Annotated in this window: 18 protein-coding genes; 7 read left to right on the top strand and 11 right to left on the bottom strand. The window is 71.7% G+C overall.

The window, feature by feature from the left end:
* Positions 1 to 38: 38 nt before the first annotated feature.
* The 10 genes from ACIP2X_RS01295 to ACIP2X_RS01250 form a co-directional block, all read right to left on the bottom strand.
* A complete protein-coding gene (locus ACIP2X_RS01295) occupies positions 39 to 1,037 on the bottom strand; it encodes a sugar phosphate isomerase/epimerase family protein (protein ID WP_401665928.1) in 999 nt (332 codons plus the stop codon).
* 12 nt (positions 1,038 to 1,049) lie between these two features.
* On the bottom strand, positions 1,050 to 2,255 hold the full coding sequence (locus ACIP2X_RS01290; protein ID WP_401665925.1) for a Gfo/Idh/MocA family protein: 1,206 nt from the start codon (positions 2,253 to 2,255) through the stop codon (positions 1,050 to 1,052).
* An 85-nt stretch (positions 2,256 to 2,340) separates the two neighbouring features.
* Positions 2,341 to 3,381 (bottom strand): substrate-binding domain-containing protein, encoded by a 1,041-nt coding sequence (locus tag ACIP2X_RS01285; RefSeq protein ID WP_401665921.1) that lies wholly within the window; start codon positions 3,379 to 3,381, stop codon positions 2,341 to 2,343.
* A gap of 17 nt (positions 3,382 to 3,398) precedes the next feature.
* On the bottom strand, positions 3,399 to 4,418 hold the full coding sequence (locus ACIP2X_RS01280) for an ABC transporter permease (RefSeq protein ID WP_401665918.1): 1,020 nt from the start codon (positions 4,416 to 4,418) through the stop codon (positions 3,399 to 3,401).
* Positions 4,415 to 5,932 (bottom strand): sugar ABC transporter ATP-binding protein, encoded by a 1,518-nt coding sequence (locus ACIP2X_RS01275; protein ID WP_401665916.1) that lies wholly within the window; start codon positions 5,930 to 5,932, stop codon positions 4,415 to 4,417. The genes ACIP2X_RS01280 and ACIP2X_RS01275 overlap by 4 nt, the downstream gene beginning before the upstream one ends.
* A gap of 183 nt (positions 5,933 to 6,115) precedes the next feature.
* Entirely contained in the window at positions 6,116 to 7,297 is a 1,182-nt protein-coding gene (locus tag ACIP2X_RS01270; RefSeq protein ID WP_401665913.1) for an ROK family transcriptional regulator, read from the bottom strand.
* A gap of 387 nt (positions 7,298 to 7,684) precedes the next feature.
* Positions 7,685 to 8,362: a GntR family transcriptional regulator gene (locus tag ACIP2X_RS01265; RefSeq protein WP_401665911.1), complete on the bottom strand. Its 678-nt coding sequence runs from the start codon at positions 8,360 to 8,362 to the stop codon at positions 7,685 to 7,687.
* A 170-nt stretch (positions 8,363 to 8,532) separates the two neighbouring features.
* Complete coding sequence (locus tag ACIP2X_RS01260; protein ID WP_401665908.1) at positions 8,533 to 9,471, bottom strand: beta-ketoacyl-ACP synthase III; 939 nt, start codon at positions 9,469 to 9,471, stop codon at positions 8,533 to 8,535.
* A gap of 163 nt (positions 9,472 to 9,634) precedes the next feature.
* Positions 9,635 to 9,769 carry a hypothetical protein gene (locus tag ACIP2X_RS01255; protein ID WP_401665905.1) on the bottom strand — a complete coding sequence of 45 codons (135 nt, stop codon included), beginning with the start codon at positions 9,767 to 9,769 and terminating at the stop codon, positions 9,635 to 9,637.
* Positions 9,738 to 11,072: an OFA family MFS transporter gene (locus ACIP2X_RS01250; RefSeq protein ID WP_401665903.1), complete on the bottom strand. Its 1,335-nt coding sequence runs from the start codon at positions 11,070 to 11,072 to the stop codon at positions 9,738 to 9,740. The genes ACIP2X_RS01255 and ACIP2X_RS01250 overlap by 32 nt, the downstream gene beginning before the upstream one ends.
* 201 nt (positions 11,073 to 11,273) lie before the next feature.
* Here ACIP2X_RS01250 and ACIP2X_RS01245 point away from each other — a divergent pair, with 201 nt between their 5' ends.
* The 7 genes from ACIP2X_RS01245 to ACIP2X_RS01215 all read left to right on the top strand — a co-directional run bounded on the left by ACIP2X_RS01245 (position 11,274) and on the right by ACIP2X_RS01215 (position 21,171).
* Entirely contained in the window at positions 11,274 to 12,245 is a 972-nt protein-coding gene (locus ACIP2X_RS01245) for a 2-dehydropantoate 2-reductase (RefSeq protein WP_401665900.1), read from the top strand.
* Complete coding sequence (locus ACIP2X_RS01240; protein ID WP_401665898.1) at positions 12,242 to 14,164, top strand: molybdopterin oxidoreductase family protein; 1,923 nt, start codon at positions 12,242 to 12,244, stop codon at positions 14,162 to 14,164. Before ACIP2X_RS01245 ends, ACIP2X_RS01240 begins: the two co-directional genes overlap by 4 nt.
* A 5-nt stretch (positions 14,165 to 14,169) precedes the next feature.
* Entirely contained in the window at positions 14,170 to 15,987 is a 1,818-nt protein-coding gene (locus tag ACIP2X_RS01235) for an NADH-ubiquinone oxidoreductase-F iron-sulfur binding region domain-containing protein (protein WP_401665896.1), read from the top strand.
* Positions 15,984 to 16,844, top strand: a complete 861-nt coding sequence (locus ACIP2X_RS01230) for a 2Fe-2S iron-sulfur cluster-binding protein (RefSeq protein ID WP_401665894.1) — start codon at positions 15,984 to 15,986, stop codon at positions 16,842 to 16,844. Before ACIP2X_RS01235 ends, ACIP2X_RS01230 begins: the two co-directional genes overlap by 4 nt.
* Before the next feature lie 7 nt (positions 16,845 to 16,851).
* Positions 16,852 to 17,700, top strand: a complete 849-nt coding sequence (gene fdhD, locus ACIP2X_RS01225; RefSeq protein WP_401665891.1) for a formate dehydrogenase accessory sulfurtransferase FdhD — start codon at positions 16,852 to 16,854, stop codon at positions 17,698 to 17,700.
* 355 nt (positions 17,701 to 18,055) lie between these two features.
* Positions 18,056 to 19,933: an exo-alpha-sialidase gene (locus tag ACIP2X_RS01220; RefSeq protein WP_401665888.1), complete on the top strand. Its 1,878-nt coding sequence runs from the start codon at positions 18,056 to 18,058 to the stop codon at positions 19,931 to 19,933.
* 11 nt (positions 19,934 to 19,944) lie between these two features.
* Positions 19,945 to 21,171, top strand: a complete 1,227-nt coding sequence (locus ACIP2X_RS01215; RefSeq protein WP_401665885.1) for a DUF4185 domain-containing protein — start codon at positions 19,945 to 19,947, stop codon at positions 21,169 to 21,171.
* On the opposite strand, the gene ACIP2X_RS01210 is transcribed toward ACIP2X_RS01215, so the two are convergent.
* A complete protein-coding gene (locus ACIP2X_RS01210; RefSeq protein WP_401665882.1) occupies positions 21,107 to 22,147 on the bottom strand; it encodes a bile acid:sodium symporter family protein in 1,041 nt (346 codons plus the stop codon). The two genes, ACIP2X_RS01215 and ACIP2X_RS01210, sit on opposite strands and share 65 nt — an antisense overlap.
* Between the last annotated feature and the right edge of the window lie 51 nt (positions 22,148 to 22,198).

Raw genomic sequence — 22,198 nt, 5'->3', positions numbered from 1 at the left:
TCCGGCCCCCGTCCCCAAGCAGTCGCGGGGTGGGTCGATCAGCTATTGAACGCCGCGTCGAAGGACGCGCTGGGGGGCTCGAAGTCGAAGGCCTTCAGGCGGGCCAGGGCCTCGGGGGCGCCCTGGAGCCGGTCCATGCCGGCGTCCTCCCACTCGACGGAGATCGGGCCCTGGTAGTCGATGGAGCGCAGCATGCGGAAGACGTCCTCCCAGGGCACGTCACCGTGCCCCGCGGAGACGAAGTCCCAGCCGCGGCGCGGGTCGCCCCAGGGCAGGTGCGAGCCGAGCCGCCCGTTGCGGCCGTCGAGGCGTTTGCGGGCCTCCTTGCAGTCCACGTGGTAGATGCGGTCGCGGAAGTCCCACAGGAAGCCGACCGGGTCGAGGTCCTGCCACACGAAGTGCGAGGGGTCGAAGTTCAGCCCGAAGGCGGGCCGGTGGCCGACGGCCTCCAGGGCACGCCGGGTCGTCCAGTAGTCGTAGGCGATCTCGCTCGGGTGCACCTCGTGGGCGAACCGGACGCCCTCGGCGTCGAAGACGTCCAGGATCGGGTTCCAGCGCGTGGCGAAGTCCTCGTAGCCCCGCTCGATCATCGCCTCGGGGGCGGGCGGGAACATCGCGACCAGGTGCCAGATGGCGGAGCCGGTGAAGCCGATGACGGTGTCGACGCCGAACGCCGCCGCGGCCCGCGCGGTGTCGGCGATCTCGGCCGCGGCGCGCTGCCGCACGCCCTCCGCCTCGCCGTCGCCCCAGATCCGGGCGGGCAGGATGGCCTGGTGGCGCTCGTCGATGATGGCGTCGCAGACGGCCTGGCCGACCAGGTGGTTGGAGATCGCCCAGCACTTCAGGCCGTACTTGTCGAGCAGCTGGTGCCTCGACTCGACGTAGGCAGGATCGCTGAGGGCCTTGTCGACCTCGAAGTGGTCGCCCCAGCAGGCCAGTTCGAGACCGTCGTAACCGAAGTCACGGGCGAGGCGACAGACCTCTTCGAGCGGCAGGTCGGCCCACTGGCCGGTGAAGAGTGTGAACGTGCGCGGCATGACCGACGCCTCCTAGAGAGCGATCGGGGTGTAGACGGAGTTCTTCTCGGCACTCTCCTCCACCGCCGCGAGCACGCGCTGCACCTGCAGCCCGTCGGCGAAGGAGGGTTCGGGCAGCCGCCCCTCGGCGACCGCGTGGACCAGGTCCCGGGCCTGGTGGACGAAGGAGTGCTCGTAGCCGAGGCCGTGGCCCGGCGGCCACCAGGCGTCCACGTAGGGGTGGTCGGGTTCGGTGACGAGGATCCGGCGGAAGCCGGCCCGGGTGCCGGGTTCGGTGCCGTCGTGGTACCAGAGCTCGTTGAGCCGCTCCAGGTCGAAGGCGAGCGAGCCGCGCTCGCCGTTGAGCTCGATGCGCAGGGCGTTCTTGCGGCCGGTGGCGTACCGGGTGGCCTCGAAGGAGGCCAGGGCACCGGAGGCGAAGCGGGCGGTGAACAGGGCGGCGTCGTCGACGGTGACCTGCCCGGTCCCGTCGGCCGAGGCGGCGCCCAGACCACGGACGGCTCCGGCGAGCGGCCGTTCCCGTACGAAGGTCTCGGTGAGCGCCGACACGCCGGCCAGCTGCTCCCCCGCCAGGTACTGCGCCAGGTCGACGATGTGCGCGCCGAGGTCGCCGAGCGAGCCGGAGCCGGCCATCTCCTTGCGCAGCCGCCAGGTCAGCGGGGCCTGCGGGTCGACCAGCCAGTCCTGGAGGTACGACACCCTGACGTGTCGCAATGTGCCCAGGCGGCCCTCGGCCACCATCTGCCGGGCGAACGCGGTGGCGGGAAGCCGGCGGTAGTTGAAGCCGACCATGGCCAACTGGCCGCGTCCGTGAGCCTCCTCGGCGGCGGCGGTCATCGCCTCCGCCTCCTCGACGGTGTTCGCGAGGGGCTTCTCGCACAGGACGTGCTTGCCCGCGGCCAGCGCCGCGAGCGCGATCTCGGCGTGGCTGTCGCCGGGGGTGCAGATGTCGACCACGTCGACGTCGTCCCGGGCGATCAGCGCCCGCCAGTCGGTCTCGGCCGCCGCCCAGCCGTACCGGTCCGCCGCCGCGCGTACCGCCGTCTCGTCCCGCCCGCAGATGACGGCCAGCTCCGGTCGCAGGGGCAGGTCGAAGACGCGGCCCGCGGTGCGCCAGCCCTGGGAGTGGGCGGCGCCCATGAAGGCGTAGCCGACCATGCCGATGCGCAGCGGGGGCTTCGCGGCGTCGGCCCCTTCGGGCGCTTGCGGCTGTGCCATGGGGATGTCCTCCTCGTCGTCGTGGCGCGGTGGGGGGTTCGGGCCCGGCCCCCTCACTGGGGCCGGGCCCGTCAGGCGGGGCGCCTCACTTGAAGCCGGTGGACATGTACTGCTCGACGTTGGTCTTGTCGACGACGGCCGAGTAGCAGGTGAGCGACGCCGGGATCTCGAACTCGGCGAGGCCGCCGACTCCCTTGGCCTGGCCGAGGGCACGGGCCAGGTCGATGGCCGAGGCGGCCATCGACGGCGGGTAGAGGACCGTCGCCTTCAGCACGCCGTCGTCCGCCTCGATGGCCTGGAACGCGGAGAGCGCACCGGCGCCGCCGACCATCAGGAAGTCGTCGCGCCCGGCCTGCTCGATGGCGCGCAGCGCGCCCACGCCCTGGTCGTCGTCGTGGTTCCACAGCGCGTCGAACTTGGACTGGGCCTGGAGCAGCTGGGCCATCTTGGCCTGGCCGGACTCGACGGTGAACTCGGCGGCCTGGCGGGCCACCTTGCGGATGTTCGGGTAGTTCTTCAGCGCGTCGTCGAAGCCCTGGGTGCGCTGCTTGGTCAGCTCCAGGTTGTCCAGGCCCGCCAGCTCGATGACCCGGGCGCCGGACTTGTCCTTGAGCTTCTCCCCGATGTAGTGGCCGGCGTTCAGGCCCATGCCGTAGTTGTCGCCGCCGATCCAGCAGCGGTACGCCTGCGGGGTGTTGAAGATGCGGTCCAGGTTGATCACCGGGATCCCGGCCCGCATGGCCTTGAGCCCGACCTGGGTGAGCGCCTTGCCGTCGGCGGGCAGGATGACGAGGACGTCGACCTTCTTGTTGATGAGGGTCTCGATCTGGCCGATCTGCGCGGCGGTGTCGTTGGAGCCCTCGGTGATCTCCAGCGTGACGTCCTGGTACTTCTCGGCGCGGCTCTTGGCGTTCTCGTTGATCGCGTTGAGCCAGCCGTGGTCGGCCTGCGGTCCGGCGAAGCCGATGGTGACCTGCTTGCCGGGCTTGTCGTCGGCGGCCGGCTGGTTGTCGGCGGCCCGCTCCTCCTCCTTGGGCTCGTTGCTGGTGCACCCGGCGAGGAGGGCACCGGCCGAGACGGCGGCCGTCCCGAAGAGCAGTCCTCTGCGACTGGTGAGTTGCGACATGGCGGTGAACCCTTTCCTCAGGTCGTGCTCGCGGTACGGCGCTGGACCAGCACGGCGGCGACGATGATCGCGCCCTTGGCGATCTGCTGGACGTCGCTCTGCAGGTTGTTCAGGGCGAAGATGTTGGTGATCGTGGTGAAGATCAGGACGCCGAGCACGGAGCCGACGATGGTGCCGCGGCCTCCGCTGAGCAGCGTGCCGCCGATGATCGCGGCGGCGATGGCGTCGAGTTCGTAGAGGTTGCCGTTGGTGTTCTGACCGGATCCGGACAGGATGATCAGCAGGAACGCGGCGATGCCGCAGCACAGTCCGGAGAGCAGGTAGAGATACAGGCGCTGCCGGCGGACGTCGATGCCGGCGAGTCGTGCCGCCTCCGCGTTGCCGCCGACGGCGACCGAGCGGCGGCCGAAGGTGGTGCGGTTGAGCACCAGCCAGCCGATGATCGTGACGACCGCGAAGACGAGGACGAGCGGCGGGATCCCGAGGACGTACGCGTCGCGCTCGCCCAGGTCGAGGATGCCGTCCACCGTGACGATCTGGGTGCTGCCGTCGGTGATCTGCAGCGCCAGTCCGCGGGCCGAGGCCAGCATGGCCAGGGTCGCGATGAACGGGACCATCCCGCCGTAGGCGATGAGGACTCCGTTCACCAGCCCGCAGCCCACGCCGACGAGCACCGCGGTGAACAGGATTCCGGCGAAACCGTACTCCTGGGTGGCGACGGTGGTGGCCCACACGGAGGCGAGGGCGACGATCGCGCCGACGGAGAGATCGATGCCGCCGGAGATGATCACGAAGGTCATCCCGACCGTGACGACACCGATCACGGAGGCCTGGGTGAGGACCAGTTGCAGGTTGCGGGTGTCGAGGAACTGGTCCGGCTTGGTGATGCCGCCGATGATCACGAGCGCGGCGAGTACGCCGAGCAGCGACAGGGTGCGGACGTCGGCACGGAACAGCTTGCCGCGCCAGGCGGGGGGTGGAACGGCCGTCGGCACCTTGTCGGCGCTGTCCCGCGGCGGGGAGACGGGCTGCGTCATGTCGCCGGGCTTCCTTCCATCACGAGGTCGAGTACGCGGTGTTCGTCCAGCTCACGGGCGGGCGCGGTGTGCACGACGCGCCCCTCCCGCAGCACCAGCACACGGTCGGCGAGGCCGAGCACCTCGGGCACCTCGCTGGAGACCAGCAGCACCCCGAGTCCCTCGTCGGCGAGGCGCCGCACGACCGCGTAGAGCTCGGCGCGGGCGCCGACGTCGACGCCGCGGGTCGGCTCGTCGAGCAGCAGGACGCGGCAGCCGCGCAGCAGCCAGCGGGCCAGGACGGCCTTCTGCTGGTTGCCGCCGGACAGGGTGCGGACGGGCACCGAGGGATTGTCGGGGCGCAGCGACAGCTCGCGGGTCGCCGCGCGCGCCGCGCTCAGTTCCGCGCCGCGGTCGATCCAGCCGCCCCGCGAGAAGCGGGACATGGAGGAGACCGAGACGTTGCGGGTGACCGACTCCAGCATCAGCAGCGCCTGCGCCTTGCGCTCCTCGGGGGCGAGCCCGAGTCCGGCGCGGACGGCGGCGCGTACGCTGCCGGACTTCAACGGCTCGCCCTCGACGAGGACGTGACCGGCGGTGGGCCTGCGGGCGCCGTAGATGGTCTCCAGGATCTCGGAGCGGCCGGAGCCCACGAGTCCCGCGAGGCCGACGATCTCGCCGGGGCGCACGGTCAGGTCGAAGGCCTCGAACTCACCGGTGCGCTCCAGTCCCCGCACCTCCAGCAGCGGTTCCCCCTGGGCCGGCGCGGCCGGCCGCTCGGGGAAGACGTACTCGACGTTGCGGCCGGTCATCAGCGCCACCACCTCACGCGTCGGCGTCGACTTCGCGGGCAGCCCGCCCGCCACGGCCCGGCCGTCCTTGAGCACGGTCACCCGGTCGCCGATCCGGCGGATCTCCTCCAGGCGGTGCGAGATGTAGACGACGGCGACGCCGTCGGCGGTGAGGTCGCCGACGATCCGGAAGAGGTTGTCGACCTCGTCGGGGTCGAGCGCGGCGGACGGTTCGTCCATCACGATCAGCCGGACGTCGTGGGAGAGCGCGCGGGCCATGGAGACGATCTGCTGCTGGGCGGCCGACAGTTCACCGACGAGCCGGGCCGGGTCGATCTCCGGGTGCCCGAGCCGCTTGAGCAGCTGGGCGGTCGACGCCTTGGCCGTCCCGCGCCGTACGACGAACCCGGCGGCCGTTGGTTCGTGGCCGAGGTGGACGTTCTCGGCGACCGACAGATGCTCCACCAGGTCGAGTTCCTGGTAGATGGTGGCGATGCCCAGGCGCATGGCGGCGATGGGCGAACGCAGGGTGACGTCCTCGCCGCGCCAGCGGATGGTGCCGGTGTCGGGCTGATGGGCGCCGGCCAGCACCTTGATCAGGGTGGACTTGCCGGCGCCGTTCTGGCCGAGCAGACAGTGCACTTCACCGGCCTGGACGTCGAGATCGACGCCGTCCAGGGCGCGGACGCCGGGGAACGACTTGGTGATGCCGGACATGCTGAGCAGGGGTGGTTCTGGGGCCATGTGGGTTCCCCTTGGCAGGCGTGCGGGCCGGTTTCAGGGCAGGGCGGAGCAGGGCAGGGCGGTGCGGTGGGCTGTACGGGGTGGTGCGCTCTTCGGGTGGTACGCGGTGCCGGGTGGTGCGCGGTGCCGGGTGGTGCGCGGTGCCGGGTGGTGCGCGGTACGGGTGGTGCGCGCGGCAGGTGCCTACGCGGGTGAGAAGAGGTGGTCGCTGATCAGCCGGGCCGCGCCGATGACACCGGCGGTGGGGCCCAGCTCCCCGAGGACGATGGGCAGATTGCCGGTCGCCAGCGGCAGCGACTGGCGGTAGACCTGGGTGCGGATCGCGGCCAGCAGGGTGTGGCCGAGACCGGTCACCCCACCGCCGATCACCACGAGGCCGGGGTTGAAGAAGCTGACCAGGCCGGCGATGACCTGGCCGGTGCGGTTTCCGCCCTCCCGGATCAGTTCGAGGGCGGTGGCGTCTCCCGCGGCGGCGGCGGTGGCGACATCGACGGCGGTGAGCATGCCGTTCGTCTCCAGCAGTGCCGCGAGTTCGGCCGAGTCTCCCTGCTGGGCCGCCTCCAGCGCGTCGCGGGCCAGTGCCGCGCCGCTGAAGTGGGCCTCCAGGCAGCCGCGGTTGCCGCAGGCGCACGGACGTCCGTCGGGCACGGCCTGGATGTGCCCGATGTCGCCCGCGGAGCCCGTGGTCCCGCGGTGCACGGCACCGCCGACGACGATGCCGCAGCCGATACCGGTGCCGATCTTGACGCAGAGGAAGTCGCCCACCGAGCGTGCGACGCCCGCGTGCATCTCCCCCATCGCCATCAGGTTCACGTCGTTGTCGACCATGACCGGACAGCCGAGTTCCTGGCTGAGTGCCTCCCGTACGGGGAAGCCGTCCCAGCCCGGCATGATCGGCGGTGCCACGGGCACGCCCTCGGGGAAGCGGACCGGACCCGGGACGCCGATGCCGGCGCCGTCGAAGCCCTCCGCGAGCCCGGAGGCCCGCAGCTTGGCCGCCATGGCGAGGACCTGCTCGAAGACCGCGACGGGTCCCTCGCGCACCTCCATCGGCTGGGTGATGTGCCCCAGGATCTCCAGCTCCGCGTTGGTGACCGCGACGTCGATGGAGGTCGCGCCGATGTCGACGCCGAGGAAGCGCAGGCCTGGTGCGAGCCGGATGTTGTGCGAGCGGCGGCCGCCGCGCGAGGCGGCGAGTCCGTCGGCGACGATCAGGCCCGTCTCCAGCAGCCGGTCGACCTCGACGGCCAGCTTGGACCGCGAGAGGTCGACCTGATCGCCCAGCTGGGCCCGGGAGTTGGGCCCGCCGTCGCGCAGCAGCTTCAGCAGTCTGGCCTGGTGGGCGTTCGCGGGTCGTGCGGTCATGCGTCTCACGAGCCCCTCCCCGCCTCGAATCGGCCATCGCTGTCCGGCTTTCGAGGGGGAACGTAGCAGTGGCAGCCGGGACTGGGAAGAAGGTGCGCACGAATTGCTGCGGACTTTCTCCACTCACAGGACAAAGATGGGGACGAGGGTGCCCCGGCGAGGCCAGAGCCGGGCTTACGCGGTGTGATCAGAGAGCAGGACGGGGCCGGGGGTGCGGCCACCCGCAGGACCGCACCCGGCACACCCGATTACGTGCGCCCGGGGCCGAGTCGACCAGGGCCCGGCGCGGATCCGGGGCCTGTCGCGAACGTGGCGTCTGCCGCACCACGCACGCACCGGGCGCCGCGCCGCCGCCCCCGGACGACGACGCCGCTCCCGCAACGGGCCCTAGCCGCGGGGGCGGTCGTGGTACGACTTGCGGGTGTGCTCGGTGTGCGCGCGCATGACGGTCGTCGCGCGCTGCTCGTCACGCGCGGTGATCGCGGCGATCAGCTCGCGGTGCTCGATCCAGGACTGCTTTCCGCGCTGCCGGGCGACCGGCGTGTAGTACCAGCGGACCCTGCGGTCGACCTGGGCGGCCAGTTCGGCGAGGACCGCGTTGCCCGCCAGCTCCATGACCTTCGCGTGGAAGCGGGCGTTGAGCGCGACCGCGCCGTCCACGTCGTCGGCGGCGACCGCGCGCTCGCCCTCCGCGCAAAGCTCCTCCAGGACGGCCACGCCCGCCTTGCCCGCGTTGGCCGCGGCGAGCCGGGCGGCCTCGGCCTCCAGCAGCGTGCGCACGGTCAGCAGCTGGTCGGCCTCCGCCTCGGTCGGCTCGTGCACGAACGCGCCCTGCGCCGGGCGCAGATCGACCCACCCCTCGGTGTTCAGCCGCTGCAGCGCCTCGCGCACCGGCTGCCGGGAGACGCCGAGGTGCCCCGCGAGTTCGCTCTCGACCAGGTGCTGGCCGGGCTGGAGGGCGCGGGTGGTGATGAGTTCGAGCAACGCCTCGTAGACGCGGTCGCGCAGTGGGCCGGGACGTTCGAGCTTGGGTACCGCACCCTGCGGCAGTCCTGTCGACAACATCGGTCCCCTCCTGGCTGGGCCGTGCACAGCAGATTCGACGCCGGGGCAATCCCCGAAGCCGTAAAGCCCTGGGAAAGAGAGTATCAATTGCCTTTTGTCTACAGTCTACGGCGCACAATGACCAGCGGCAGCGGTAGTTGGCCTCGTCACACTCCGGTCCGCTCCGGCGCTCAGGGACAGCGCACGACCTGCCCCGCGTACGACAGGTTCCCCCCGAACCCGAACAGCAGCACCGGGTCGCCGCTCGAAATCGCCCCGCGCTCCACCAGCTTGGACAGGGCGAGCGGGATGCTGGCCGCGGAGGTGTTCCCGGACTCGCAGACGTCGCGCGCGATGACGGCGTTGACGGCGCCCAGCTTCTCGGCGAGCGGCTCGATGATGCGCAGGTTGGCCTGGTGCAGCACCACCGCGGCGAGGTCCGCCGGCGCGTACCCGGCCCGCTCGCAGGCCTGCCGGGCGAGCGGCGGCAGTTGGGTGGTCGCCCACCGGTAGACGCTCTGCCCCTCCTGCGCGAACCGCGCGGGCTCCCCCTCGATCCGCACCGCGTGCCCCATCTCCGGCACCGAGCCCCAGAGCACCGGCCCCACGCCCGGTTCCGCCGAGGCCTCCACGACGGCGGCCCCCGCCCCGTCGCCGACGAGCACGCACGTGGAGCGGTCGGTCCAGTCGGTGACGTCGGACATCTTGTCGGCGCCGATCACGAGCGCCCGGGCGGCGGCACCCGCCCGCACGGTGTGGTCGGCGGTGGCGAGGGCGTGGGTGAAGCCGGCGCACACCACGTTGACGTCCATCGCGGCGGGCCTCGGGATGCCGAGCCGGGCCGCGACCCGCGCGGCCATGTTCGGGGAGCGGTCGACGGCCGTCGAGGTGGCGACGAGGACGAGGTCGATGTCGTGGGGGGCCAGCCCGGCCGCCGCGAGCGCCTTGGCGGCGGCGTGCGCGGCGAGCTCGTCCACCGGCTCGTCGGGGCCGGCGATGTGCCGGGTGCGGATGCCGACCCGGCTGGTGATCCATGCGTCGCTGGTGTCGACCATGCCCGCCAGGTCCTCGTTGGTGAGCACCCTGGCGGGCTGGTAGTGGCCGACGGCGGCGATGCGCGAGCCGTTCATGGGGGTCCCCTCGTTGCTGCGGGATACGGGACCCACCAGTCTGGTCAGCGACTCACGAGTAACGGTGCAGGCGAAGGCACAGGAATGGGAACGTCGGCTTGTCGGTTTCCCGCAGGGCCTCGAACGTCCGGCCAGGTGGTTCGCTCAGCAGATCCAGACATCTTCATCCTGTGAACAGTTGTGTGGCCTTCCTGACGAGTTCGTACAGTCCGTAGGCGAGCGGTGCGCCCACCCACAGCCAGGCGACCGCGATCAGCGGACGCCGGTCAGGCGGACTCTGGCTGGTGTCGTCCGGCATCGACGGCCTCCTGACGGGGTGCGGGGATGTGGTGGCGGGGGTGGACGGGGCGGACGAGTTCGTTGGCGACGAAGCCGACGGCCAGCAGTCCGATCATGATCATGAACGACAGCGAGTACAGGGACGCGCCGTGCCTGCCGGCCTCCTCCTGCCGGTCGGCGATCCAGTTGACGATCAGCGGTCCGAGCACACCGGCGGTGGACCAGGCGGTGAGCAGCCGGCCGTGGATCGCGCCGACCTGGTAGGTGCCGAAGAGGTCCTTCAGATAGGCGGGAATCGTCGCGAAGCCACCACCGTAGAAGGAGAGGATCACCAGCGCGCACAGGATGAACAGCGGCTTTGACGAGTCCCCGAACAGCGCGATCAGCAGGTACATCAGCCCGCCGACGCCCAGGTAGACGCGGTAGATGTTCTTGCGTCCTATCAGGTCGGACGTCGACGACCAGGCGATACGGCCCGCCATGTTCGCCGCCGAGAGCAGCGCGACGAAGCCGGCGGCGGCGGTCACCGACACCGGGGTGGCGGTGTCCGCGAAGAAGTCCGTGATCATCGGCGCGGCCTTCTCCAGGATGCCGATGCCGGCGGTCACGTTCATGCAGAGCACGACCCACAGGCACCAGAACTGCGGGGTGCGCACGGCGTTCTTCGCCGACACCTGGACGCCCTCGGTCACGGCCGGACCGGACGCCACCGGCCGCTCGGTGCGCGGCACCCGCACGAGCATCACGCCGAGCAGCATGAACACGGCGTACGTCAGCCCGTGCACCAGGAAGGCGAGCGCGATCCCGGAGCTGTCGGAGCCGAAGGACTCCAGCATCTGCGCGGACCACGGGGAGGCGATCAGCGCGCCGCCGCCGAAGCCCATGATGGCGATGCCGGTGGCCATGCCGGGCCGGTCGGGGAACCACTTGATCAGCGTGGAGACGGGTGAGATGTAGCCGATGCCGAGGCCGATCCCGCCGACGAAGCCGTAGCCGAGGACGATCAGCCAGTACTGCTCCGTGGCGGCGCCGAGCGCCGACAGCAGGAAGCCGGAGGAGAAGCAGACCAGCGCCACGGTCATCGCCCAGCGCGGCCCGTTGCGCTCCACGAGCGTGCCGCCGAACGCGGCCGACAGGCCGAGCATGACGATGCCCAGCTGGAAGGGCAGGGCGCTCTGGGTGCCGCTGAGGCCGAGCGCGGATTCGAGGGGCGGCTTGAAAACGCTCCAGGCGTAGGCCTGCCCGATGGAGAGATGGACGGAGAGCGCGGCGGGCGGGACCAGCCAGCGGCTCCATCCCGGGGGTGCGACGGGGGGACTCATGGATCCCGGACGCTAGGAAGGATCAAGGGGGTTGGGAAGACGCGGAGTCGACCGTATGCGGTGAGCGGTATCCAACCTGCGCCGAACGGTCATCGCCCGGACCCTTGTCGACCCAACCTCCATACTGTAGACAATATTTCGTCGACATAAGCCGTCCCCGGCCATCTCCGCGGTATCCCTCAAACCGAACGGAGTGTTCTTGTGAAAGTCGCAGTCCTCGGCGCCGGAGCAATCGGCGCCTACGTCGGTGCCGCGCTCCATCGCGCGGGCGCCGACGTGCATCTCATCGCCCGTGGACCGCATCTCGCGGCCATGAGGCAGCACGGAGTGCGGGTGCTGAGCCCGCGCGGTGACTTCACCGCGCACGCCCACGCCACCGACGACCCGGCCGAAGTCGGCCCGGTCGACTACGTCTTCCTGGGCCTGAAGGCCAACTCGTACGCGGCGTGCGGGCCGCTGATCGAGCCACTGCTGCACGGCACCACGGCGGTGATCGCCGCGCAGAACGGCATCCCCTGGTGGTACTTCCACCGCCACGGCGGCCCCCACGACGGCCACCGCATCGAGAGCGTGGACCCCGGCGGCTCGGTCAGCGCGGTGCTCGCGCCCGAACGGGCCATCGGCTGCGTGGTGTACGCGGCCACCGAACTGGAGGGGCCGGGCGTCGTCCGGCATCTGGAGGGCACCAGGTTCTCCATCGGCGAGCCCGACCGCAGCGTGTCCGGGCGGTGCTCCGCCTTCAGCGACGCCATGCTGGCCGGCGGACTGAAGTGCCCCGTCGAACCGGACCTGCGCAACGACATCTGGCTGAAGCTGCTCGGCAACATCTCCTTCAACCCGATCAGCGCGCTCGCCCGGGCCACCATGCGCCAGATGTGCCTGCACGGCGGCACCCGTCGGGTCATCGAGATCATGATGACCGAGACGCTCGCCGTCGCCGAGGCCCTCGGCTGCGAGGTCGGCGTCTCCATCGAACGCCGCCTCGCGGGCGCCGAGAAGGTGGGCGACCACCGCACGTCCACGCTCCAGGACCTGGAGCGCGGCAAACCGCTCGAACTCGACGTGCTGCTCGCCGCGGTCGTCGAGCTGGCGGAGATCACCGGCGTCGACGTGCCCACCCTGCGCACGGTGCACGCCATCTCGGACCTGCTCGCGCTGAGGAGCGCCGCATGAGGAAACGCCAGTCCCCGAAGACCTACACCCGGCTCACGCACCCCCTTGTCAGGGACTCGCGCGACGCCCCCTTCCGCCCGGCCACCTGGGACGAGGCGCTCGACCGCGCCGCACGCGGACTGCGCGCGGCGCAGGGCGCGTTCGGCATGTTCTCCTGCGCCCGCGCAACGAACGAGATGAACTACGTCGCCCAGAAGTTCGCCCGGGTCGTCATGGGCACCAACAACGTCGACTCCTGCAACCGCACCTGCCACGCCCCGAGCGTCGCGGGCCTGTCCGCAGCCTTCGGCTCCGGCGGGGGGACGTCGTCGTACGAGGAGATCGAGCACACCGACGTCATCGTGATGTGGGGCTCCAACGCCCGCTACGCGCACCCGATCTTCTTCCAGCACGTCCTGCGGGGCATCCGCAACGGGGCGCGCATGCACGCCGTCGACCCGCGCCGCACCTCCACCGCCGAGTGGGCGGAGAGCTGGCTCGGGCTGAACGTCGGCACCGACATCCCGATGGCGCACGCGATCGGCCGCGAGATCATCCACGCCGGGCTCGCCAACGAGGCGTTCATCGAGCGGGCGACCAGCGGCTTCGAGGAGTACAAGGCACTCGTCGAGCCGTGGACGCTGTCGCTCGCCGAGAAGGTGACGGGCGTACCGGCCCAGGCGATCCGCGAGCTGGCGCACGCCTACGCCCGCGCCGAGCGCGCCCAGCTGTGCTGGACCCTCGGCATCACCGAGCACCACAACGGCACCGACAACGTCCGCGCGCTCATCAACCTGTCCCTGCTCACCGGCCACGTCGGCCGCTACGGCTCCGGGCTCCAGCCGCTGCGCGGCCAGAACAACGTGCAGGGCGGCGGCGACATGGGCGCGATCCCCAACCGCCTGCCCGGCTTCCAGGACATCCTCGACGCCGAGACCCGGCTGAAGTTCGAGTCCGCCTGGGACACCGTCATCCAGCCGCACTACGGACTGAACCTCACGGAGATGTTCGAGGCGATGGAGGAGGGCACGCTCAAGGCCGTCTACTGCATCGGTGAGAACCCGGCGCAGTCCGAGGCGGACAGCGGACAGGCGGTACGCCGCCTGCAGGCGCTGGACTTCCTGGTCGTGCAGGACATCTTCCTGACGAAGACCGCCGAGCTCGCCGACGTCGTGCTGCCCGCGACCGCCGGGTGGGCCGAGACCGACGGCACCACGACCAACAGCGAACGCCGCGTCCAGCGGGTGCGCCGGGCCGTCACGCCGCCCGGCGAGGCGCGCGAGGACATCGACATCATCTGCGACCTGGCCGCGCGCCTGGGCCACGACTGGAAGTACGCCGACGCCGAGGCGGTCTGGAACGAGCTGCGCTCGGTCTCGCCGGACCACTACGGGATGACGTACGACCGCCTGGCGGAGCACCAGGGCATCCAGTGGCCGTGCCCGAGCACCGACGGGATCGAACCCAGCTATCTGCACGGCCGGTTGTGGGACCCGGACCCGGCCAGGCGGGGCCGCCTCGCGCCCTTCGGGCTGGTCCAGCACGATCCGCCGGTCGACCTCACCGACGACCAGTTCCCGATCCGGCTCACCACCGGACGCCGGCTCGACTCCTACAACACCGGGGTGCAGAGCGGCAGTTTCGCCTCCCCGCTGCGGCGCGGCGAGTACGTCGAGCTGTGCCCGGAGGACGCCGAGCGGTACGGGGTCGTCGTGGGTGAGGAGGTCCAGATCTCCTCACGGCGCGGCGCGGTGGTGGCCCCGGTGTGGATCGACCCGGCGCTGCGGCCCGGCCTCGCCTTCATGACCATGCACTTTCCCGACGAGGTGGACACCAACCAGCTGACGATCGAGGCGAACTGCCCGATCGCGGGGACGGCGGAGTTCAAGGCGTCGGCGATCCGGATCGACAAGCTTCCTGTCGCGACCATCGTGAGGTGACGTAAGTGGACCTGCACTTCGGTGACAGCAAACCGACGGACGACGAACGGGCGGCCGTCGACGCCCTGCTCGGTCCGCCCGAGTCCTCGTGGGAGGGGGCCGACCGCTCCGACGCCGACCTGCGGTGGGCGCGGGGCGGCCGGGAGGCACGCGACCGCCGCGACCTGCTGTTGCCGGGGCTGCACGCGATCAACGACCGGATCGGCTGGATCAGCGACGGCGCCCTGGACTACCTGTGCCGGCGGCTGACCGTGCCGCCGGCGGAGGCGTACGGGGTGGCCACCTTCTACGCGATGTTCTCGGTCAAGCCGCGTCCGGCGACCGTGCTGCACGTCTGCACGGACCTCGCCTGCGCGGCCGCCGGAGCGCAGGAGCTGTGCGCCGGGATCGAGGCCCGCCTCGGTCCCGGCGTCCACCTCGAGCGCTCCCCGTGCCTCGGCCTGTGCGAACGCGCCCCGGCCGCGCTCGCCGTCAAGGCCGGCGATCCGGTCCGTACGGCGGTGTCCGCGCCGGCGACCGTCGACGCGGCCGTCCTCGCCGCGACCTCGCCCGACTCGGCGCCGCAGGAGCCGCCGGCCGCGCTGGCCGTGCCGCAGGCCGGATCGCCCGATCTGGTGCTGTTGCGGCGGATCGGCGTGGTGGACCCCGCCTCGCTCGACGACTACCGCGCCCACGGCGGCTACACCGCCCTGCGGCGCGCCTTCGAACTCGGACCCGCCGGAGTGATCCGCGAGGTCACCGACTCGGGCCTGGTCGGACGCGGCGGCGCCGCCTTCCCCACCGGCCGCAAATGGCAGGCCACGGCGTCCCAGCCCGACCACCCGCACTACGTCGTCTGCAACGCCGACGAGTCCGAGCCGGGCACCTTCAAGGACCGGGTGCTCATGGAGGGCGACCCGTACGCGCTGGTGGAGGCGATGACCATCGCCGGGTACGCCACCGGCGCCCACCACGGCTACCTCTACCTGCGCGGCGAGTACCCGCGCGCCGTGCAAAGGCTGGAGCACGCCCTCGCCCAGGCACGCGCGCGCGGTCTGCTGGGCGAGGACGTCCTGGGCCAGGGATACGCCTTCGACATCGAGATCCGGCGGGGCGCGGGCGCGTACATCTGCGGCGAGGAGACGGCCCTGTTCAACTCGATCGAGGGCTACCGGGGCGAGCCGCGCTCGAAGCCGCCCTTCCCGGTGGAGAAGGGCCTGTTCGGCAAGCCCACCGTGGAGAACAACGTCGAGACGCTGGTCAACGTCCTGCCGATCCTGACGATGGGCGCCCCGGCGTACGCGGCCATCGGCACGCAGGCCTCGACCGGCCCGAAGCTGTTCTGCGTGTCGGGCAGCGTGGCGCGGCCCGGGATCTACGAGCTGCCGTTCGGCGCGACGCTGGGCGAGCTGCTGGAGCTGGCGGGCGTGCGGGACGGGCTGCGCGCGGTCCTCCTCGGTGGCGCGGCGGGTGGCTTCGTACGGCCCGACGAGACCCACATCCCGCTCACCTTCGAAGGCACCCGGGAGGCCGGCACGACGCTCGGCTCGGGTGTCGTGATGGCCTTCGACGACACGGTGCCGCTGCCCCGGCTGCTGCTGCGCATCGCCGAGTTCTTCCGCGACGAGTCGTGCGGGCAGTGCGTGCCGTGCCGGGTCGGCACCGTGCGGCAGGAGGAGGCGCTGCACCGGATCGCGGAGCGCACCGGAGCCGCCGCCGCGGGCGACATCGCCCTGCTCAGAGAGGTCGGCCGCGCGATGCGGGACGCCTCGATCTGCGGTCTGGGACAGACCGCCTGGAACGCCGTGGAATCCGCCATCGACCGTCTGGGGGCATACGAATGACCGCGATACCACTGGGTGTGCCGCGCCGGCTGGTCGAGTTCACCGTCGACGGGCAGGAGGCGAGGGTCCCGGAGGGCTCGACCGTCCTGGACGCCTGCCGGGCGGCCGGGAAGGACATCCCCACCCTGTGCCAGGGCGACACGCTCACGCCCAAGAACGCCTGCCGGGTCTGCATGGTCGAGGTCGAGGGCTCCCGGACCCTCGTCCCGGCCTGCTCGCGCAAGGCGGAGCCCGGCATGACGGTGCACACGGACACCGAGCGCGCCCGGCACAGCCGCAAGATCGTCCTGGAGCTCCTCGCCTCCTCGGTCGACCTGTCGACCACACCGGAGGTGGCGGGGTGGCTGAAGGAGTACGAGGCGAAGCCGGACCGCTTCGGCCCGGACGCGGCCCGCCTCGACGAGGAGCCCCGGATCGACAACGACCTGTACGTCCGTGACTACGACAAGTGCATCCTCTGCTACAAGTGCGTCGACGCCTGTGGCGACCAGTGGCAGAACACCTTCGCGATCTCCGTCGTGGGCCGCGGCTTCGACGCCCGGATCGCGGTCGAGCACGACGGCCCGCTCACCGATTCGGCGTGCGTGTACTGCGGGAACTGCATCGAGGTCTGCCCGACGGGGGCGCTGTCGTTCAAGTCCGAGTTCGACATGCGCGCGGCGGGTACGTGGGACGAGTCGCAGCAGACGGAGACGACGACGGTCTGCGCCTACTGCGGAGTCGGCTGCAACCTCACGCTCCATGTGCAGGACAATGAGATCGTCAAGGTCACCTCGCCGCACGACAACCCGGTGACCCACGGCAACCTCTGCATCAAGGGCCGTTTCGGCTACCAGCACGTACAGAACCGGGGCTGATCAGGACATGGGACGAGTCACGGAACGACGCAAGGTGATCCGCATCCGGGACGGGGCGGTCTCCACCCGCCCCGACACACTCGTCGCCGAGGAACCACTGGAGATCCGCCTGAACGGCAAACCGCTCGCGATCACCATGCGCACCCCCGGCGACGACTTCGCGCTCGCGGCCGGGTTCCTCGTCAGCGAGGGCGTACTCGGCGAGCAAAGCGACCTGCGGAACATCGTCTACTGCGCGGGCGCCACCGTGGACGGCTCGAACACGTACAACGTGGTGGACGTGCAGACGGCGCCCGGGGTGGCGATCCCCGACATCACGCTCGAACGCAACGTCTACACGACCTCGTCCTGCGGGCTGTGCGGGAAGGCCAGCCTGGACGCGGTGCGGACCACGGCCCGCTGGCCCATCGCCGACACTCCCCCGGTCCGCGTCGAGCCCGAGCTGCTCGCGGACCTCCCCGACCGGCTGCGCGCCGCCCAGCGGGTCTTCGACCGGACCGGGGGTCTGCACGCGGCGGCGCTGTTCGACGAGGCGGGCGAGCTGCTCGACGTCCGGGAGGACGTGGGCCGGCACAACGCCGTCGACAAGCTGGTCGGACGCGCCCTGCAGAACGGCGGCCTGCCGCTGTCCCGCACGATCCTGCTGGTCTCGGGCCGGGCCTCCTTCGAGCTGGCGCAGAAGGCCGTGATGGCGGGCATCCCGCTGCTGGCGGCGGTCTCGGCGCCCTCGTCGCTGGCGGTGGACCTGGCCCAGGAGACCGGGCTGACCCTGGTGGGCTTTCTGCGGGGCAGCTCCATGAACGTGTACGCGGGCGAGGACCGCATCGCTCTGCGGACCGCGGCCGCACAGGGCTGACGGCACCCCGCGACACGGCGGCGGGGCCCCGAACGGCGGGGAGCGCCCCCTGCGCCGCAGGGGTCCCGCCTCAGCCATGAATCCGGCGTAGTGCGCAATTCCTCGGATTTCCTCACGAACTGATTTATCGTTGGGAACTCCAACGAACTCAGGAGGCCCGATCCGACGCGCCGCGCCCCGCGGCCGATGCGGCGTACCCTTCCGCCGCCTTTGCTGACACTCCATCAGGTCACCTGACCGCCACCCCCGTTGCCCCGACCCCGCTGGTTGCGGTGTGTCGCTGCGGCAACTACCGTCTGTGGCGCATAGGTTGGACGTGGGATGTCCAGATGTTCTGACAAATGAAGGGTCATTCATGCCGTCTCGACTCCGCTCACGTCTGAGAGTCACCCTCACCGCGGGCGCCGTCCTGACGGCTGCCGCCGCCCTGCCGGGCCCCGCCCACGCCCAACCCGCCGCGGCCGCACCGCTCTTCGACGAGCAGGTCCTCTTCAAGGCCTCGCAGGACCCGGGCTACGCCTGCTTCCGGATTCCGGCGGTCGTCCGGACCGCCAAGGGCACCCTGCTCGCGTTCGCCGAGGGACGGGTCCTCAACTGCGGGGACGCGACGGACATCGACATCGTGCTGAAGCGCTCCACCGACGGCGGCCGCACCTGGGGCCCGTTGCAGGTCGTCAACGACGGCGCCGGCGACACGCACGGCAACCCCACCCCGGTGGTGGACCGGGAGACGGGCCGCATCCTGCTGGCGCAGACGTACAACACGGGCCGCCCCGACAGCGAGCACTGCGACGTCCCCTGCGACCGTGTCCCCCATCTGCAGCACAGCGACGACGACGGCGCCACCTGGTCCAGCCCGCGCGACCTCGGCCCGCAGATCCTGCCCGCGCACTGGAACTCCTGGTACGCCACCGGCCCCGTGCACGGCATCCAGCTCACCCAGGGCGCCCACGCCGGACGGCTGGTCTTCGGCGTCAACACCGAGACCTGGGACGGCAACCGGGTCACCGCGAACCACGCCGCGCTCGTCCTCAGCGACGACGGCGGCACCACCTGGCGGATCGGCGCCACCGACTCCTGGCCGCTTTCCGCCGACGGCACCTTCGGCCAGAAGCCCTCCGAGATCACCATGACCGAGCGCTCCGACGGCACGATCCTGGTCAGCGGCCGGGAACAGGAGGGCACGGAACTCGGCCATCGCTCCCAGGTGGTCAGCGGCGACGGCGGCCAGACCTTCAAGGGCCGCTTCGAGTCCCTCCCCGACCTCTACGCCCCCCAGGTCCAGGGCGCCACCCTGCGCCTCGGCGACCGGCTCCTGCTGGCCTGCCCGGGCGACCCCGACCGCCGCCGGACCATGATGATCCGCTCCTCCTACGACGACGGCGAGACCTGGGACAGCGTGGACCGCGGCACGGTCGTCTCCCGCGACTGGGCCGGCTACTCCGATCTGGTGGACGTCTCGGGCACCACCGTCGGCCTGATGTACGAGGCCGGCACGGTCGACGCCCGCGACGAGATCCGCTTCGCCCGCTTCAACGAGGAGTGGCTCACGCCGCGCCGCGGCGCCGACCCGACCACCGACGACCGGGCCCTGCTCGCCCCCGGGGCGAGCGTCCTCGGCGGCGCCTCGACCACCGCCGGCGTGCTGAACAACGCGCTCGCCTTCGACGGCACCGACGACGCCGTACGACTGCCGTACCGCGAGGAACTGCCGCTCGGCGACGGGGACTTCACCGCCTCCCTGTGGTTCCGCTACACGGCCACCACGGGCGAGCAGCCGCTGTTGTGGATGGGCGGCGTGGGCACGAGCCAGCCACAGGTCTGGTTGCGCGCCGAGCCGGCGAGCAACCGGGTGCGCGGGCTGATCACCACCAGGGAGGGGGTGCGGACCGTCAACTCGGCCGCCGTGTCCACGAACGGGGCGTACAACGACGGCAAGTGGCACCACCTCGCGCTGCGTCGCGGCGGTGGGCAGCTGACCCTGTTCATCGACGGCACCGCGATCAGCACCGAGGACGTGCCCGGTTCGGTGAGCCGCAACTCGCCCTTCGGGGTGCACATCGGCCAGCGCATGGACAGCCGGGCCTTCTTCACCGGCGCGCTCGACGAGGTCCGCGTCTGGGACACGGACCTGTCCGACGAGGAGATCGAGCGGCTCCGCACCACGCACACCGGGCCCTGGTTCGGCAACATCCTGTGGCTGCCCATGGACCAGGTGACCGCCGCCCGCTAACGTCGCGGAGCGTGCCCGACCGACGACGAGCACGACAGCGCACGGGAACCTGGGCCGCACTGCTGCTGACCCTGGTCCTCGCGGCCGTGCTGCTCACCGCCCTCCCGGACGGCAACCGGGAGGGCGGCCGCGCGTGCACGGGCCGTACGGTCGCCTCGTGGTCGGCGGACGCCGCGCTCACCGGCGAGTTCGCGCGTTACGGCGACGACGCCGGCCGCACCGACGACTGGACCGGCGGTGACGGCACCCACTCGCTGAAGCTGCCCGACGGCCGGGTGCTGTGGCTGTTCTCCGACACGTTCCTCGGCCCCGTGCACCCCCCGCCCAATCCGTCCGGCGAGTCGTACGCCTGGCGCGAGACCACCGCGCCGATGGTGCGCAACTCGGCGGTGGTGATGTCCGGGGGCCGGCTCGCGAGGACGCTCCCCGCGCCCCTCTTCCCCGAACCGGCGGGTGGGCAGTGGCGTTGGCCCGTCGCCGCGCGGGTCGAGCCCCGCTCCCCCGGCTCGGCGGAGCGGGTCGTGCGGGTGCTGCTGTGGACCCGCGCGGCCGCTCCGGCGCCGTGGATCTACGGGGTGCCGCTCGCCACCGAGGTCGCCACCCTGTCCCTGCCGGACCTGCGGGTCGAGTCCGTCACCACGGTGTTCGACCAGCGGACGGTGCCGGACCCGTCCCGGCGGGTGCTGTTCGGCACGACGCTGGTGGCACGGGACGGCTGGAGCTACGTCTTCGGCGGCGACGACCGGCAGGCCGTGTCCCGCCCCGTGTCGTCGGCGTACGTGGCGCGGGTGCCGGACGGCGGGCTCGGGGACCCGGCGGCCTGGGAGTACTGGAACGGCTCCGAGTGGGTCACCGGGACCCGTCCGGCCCCGGTGCTCGGCGACGGCCGGCGCACCGGCGTGGGCAGCGCGTTCTCGGTGGTGCGGGACGGGGACACCTACGTGCTGTTCACGATGGCGGCGGGCGCGGCCGGCCTCGGCACGGTGTCGGCGTACTGGGCCTGCTCCCCCACCGGGCCCTGGCACGGGCCCACAGGCGGCTTCAGCCCGCCGCTGCCGTCCGGCGGGGTCGCCGCGTACAACCCGCAGGCGCACCCCGGCCTCGGCGGCCAGGGGCGGCTCGTGCTCAGCTACGACGTCAACTGGCTGGAGACGACCGGCGCGGCGGCGGCGATCAGCGGGAACGTGAGCCTGTACCGACCACGGTTCGTGACGCTGCGCCTGAAGCCGGCGCGGTGAGCTGCTCACGCGGGTCGTGGGAGCGGCGCTTGGCGATCACCGCGCACACCATCAGCTGCATCTGGTGGAAGAGCATCAGCGGCAGCACGGCGAGCGCGGCCTGCGCGCCGAACAGCACGCTCGCCATGGGCAGCCCGGACGCCAGCGACTTCTTCGACCCGGCGAACTGGATGGCGATGCGGTCCGCCCGGCCGAAGCCGAGGGCCTTGGAGCCGTACCAGGTCAGGGCGAGCATCACGGCCAGGAGCACCGCCTCCACGCCGAGCAGCCCGGCCAGCCGGGCGGGGCTGACCTGGTGCCAGACGCCGTGGACCATGCCCTCGCTGAACGCGGTGTACACGACGAGCAGGATCGAGCCGCGGTCCACGTAGCCGAGGCCCTTCCGGTGGCGGGCGACGAAGCCGCCGATCCAGCGCCGCAGCAGCTGCCCGGCGAGGAACGGCACCAGCAGCTGGAACACGATCTTGATGATCGCGTCGGCCTGGAACCCGCCGGTTCCGCCGCCCAGCAGCGACGCCGCGAGCAGCGGCGTGATCACGATGCCCGCGAGCGAGGAGAAGGAGCCGGCGCAGATCGCGGCGGGCACGTTGCCCCGGGCGATCGAGGTGAACGCGATCGACGACTGGATGGTCGACGGGACCAGGGTGAGGAAGAGCAGTCCGGTCCACAGGGAGTGCGTGAGGAACACCGGGACCAGACCGCGCGCGGCCAGCCCGAGCAGTGGGAAGACCACGAAGGTGCAGGCCAGGACGGTGACATGGAGCCGCCAGTGCTTCAGCCCGTCCAGGGCCTCGCGGGTGGACAGCCGGGCGCCGTAGAGGAAGAAGAGGAAGGCGATCGCGGCGGTGGCGGCGCCGGAGGCCACGTCGGCGCCCGCCCCCCGGGCCGGCAGGAGTGCCGCGAGCCCCACCGTCCCGAGCAACAGCAGGACGTACGGGTCGATCGGCATCCAGGACGGCCAGCGCAGGCGTTTCACGGTGCTCCACTTAGCTCTTGACTCAAGGACCTGTAGGGGTCACGGGTCCCC

Source organism: Streptomyces sp. NPDC089424 (genome assembly GCF_044749345.1).
In the GTDB taxonomy this organism is placed as follows: domain Bacteria; phylum Actinomycetota; class Actinomycetes; order Streptomycetales; family Streptomycetaceae; genus Streptomyces.
Note: the sequence above shows the minus strand (reverse complement) of the source record. Positions and strands in the feature narration are given on the sequence as shown.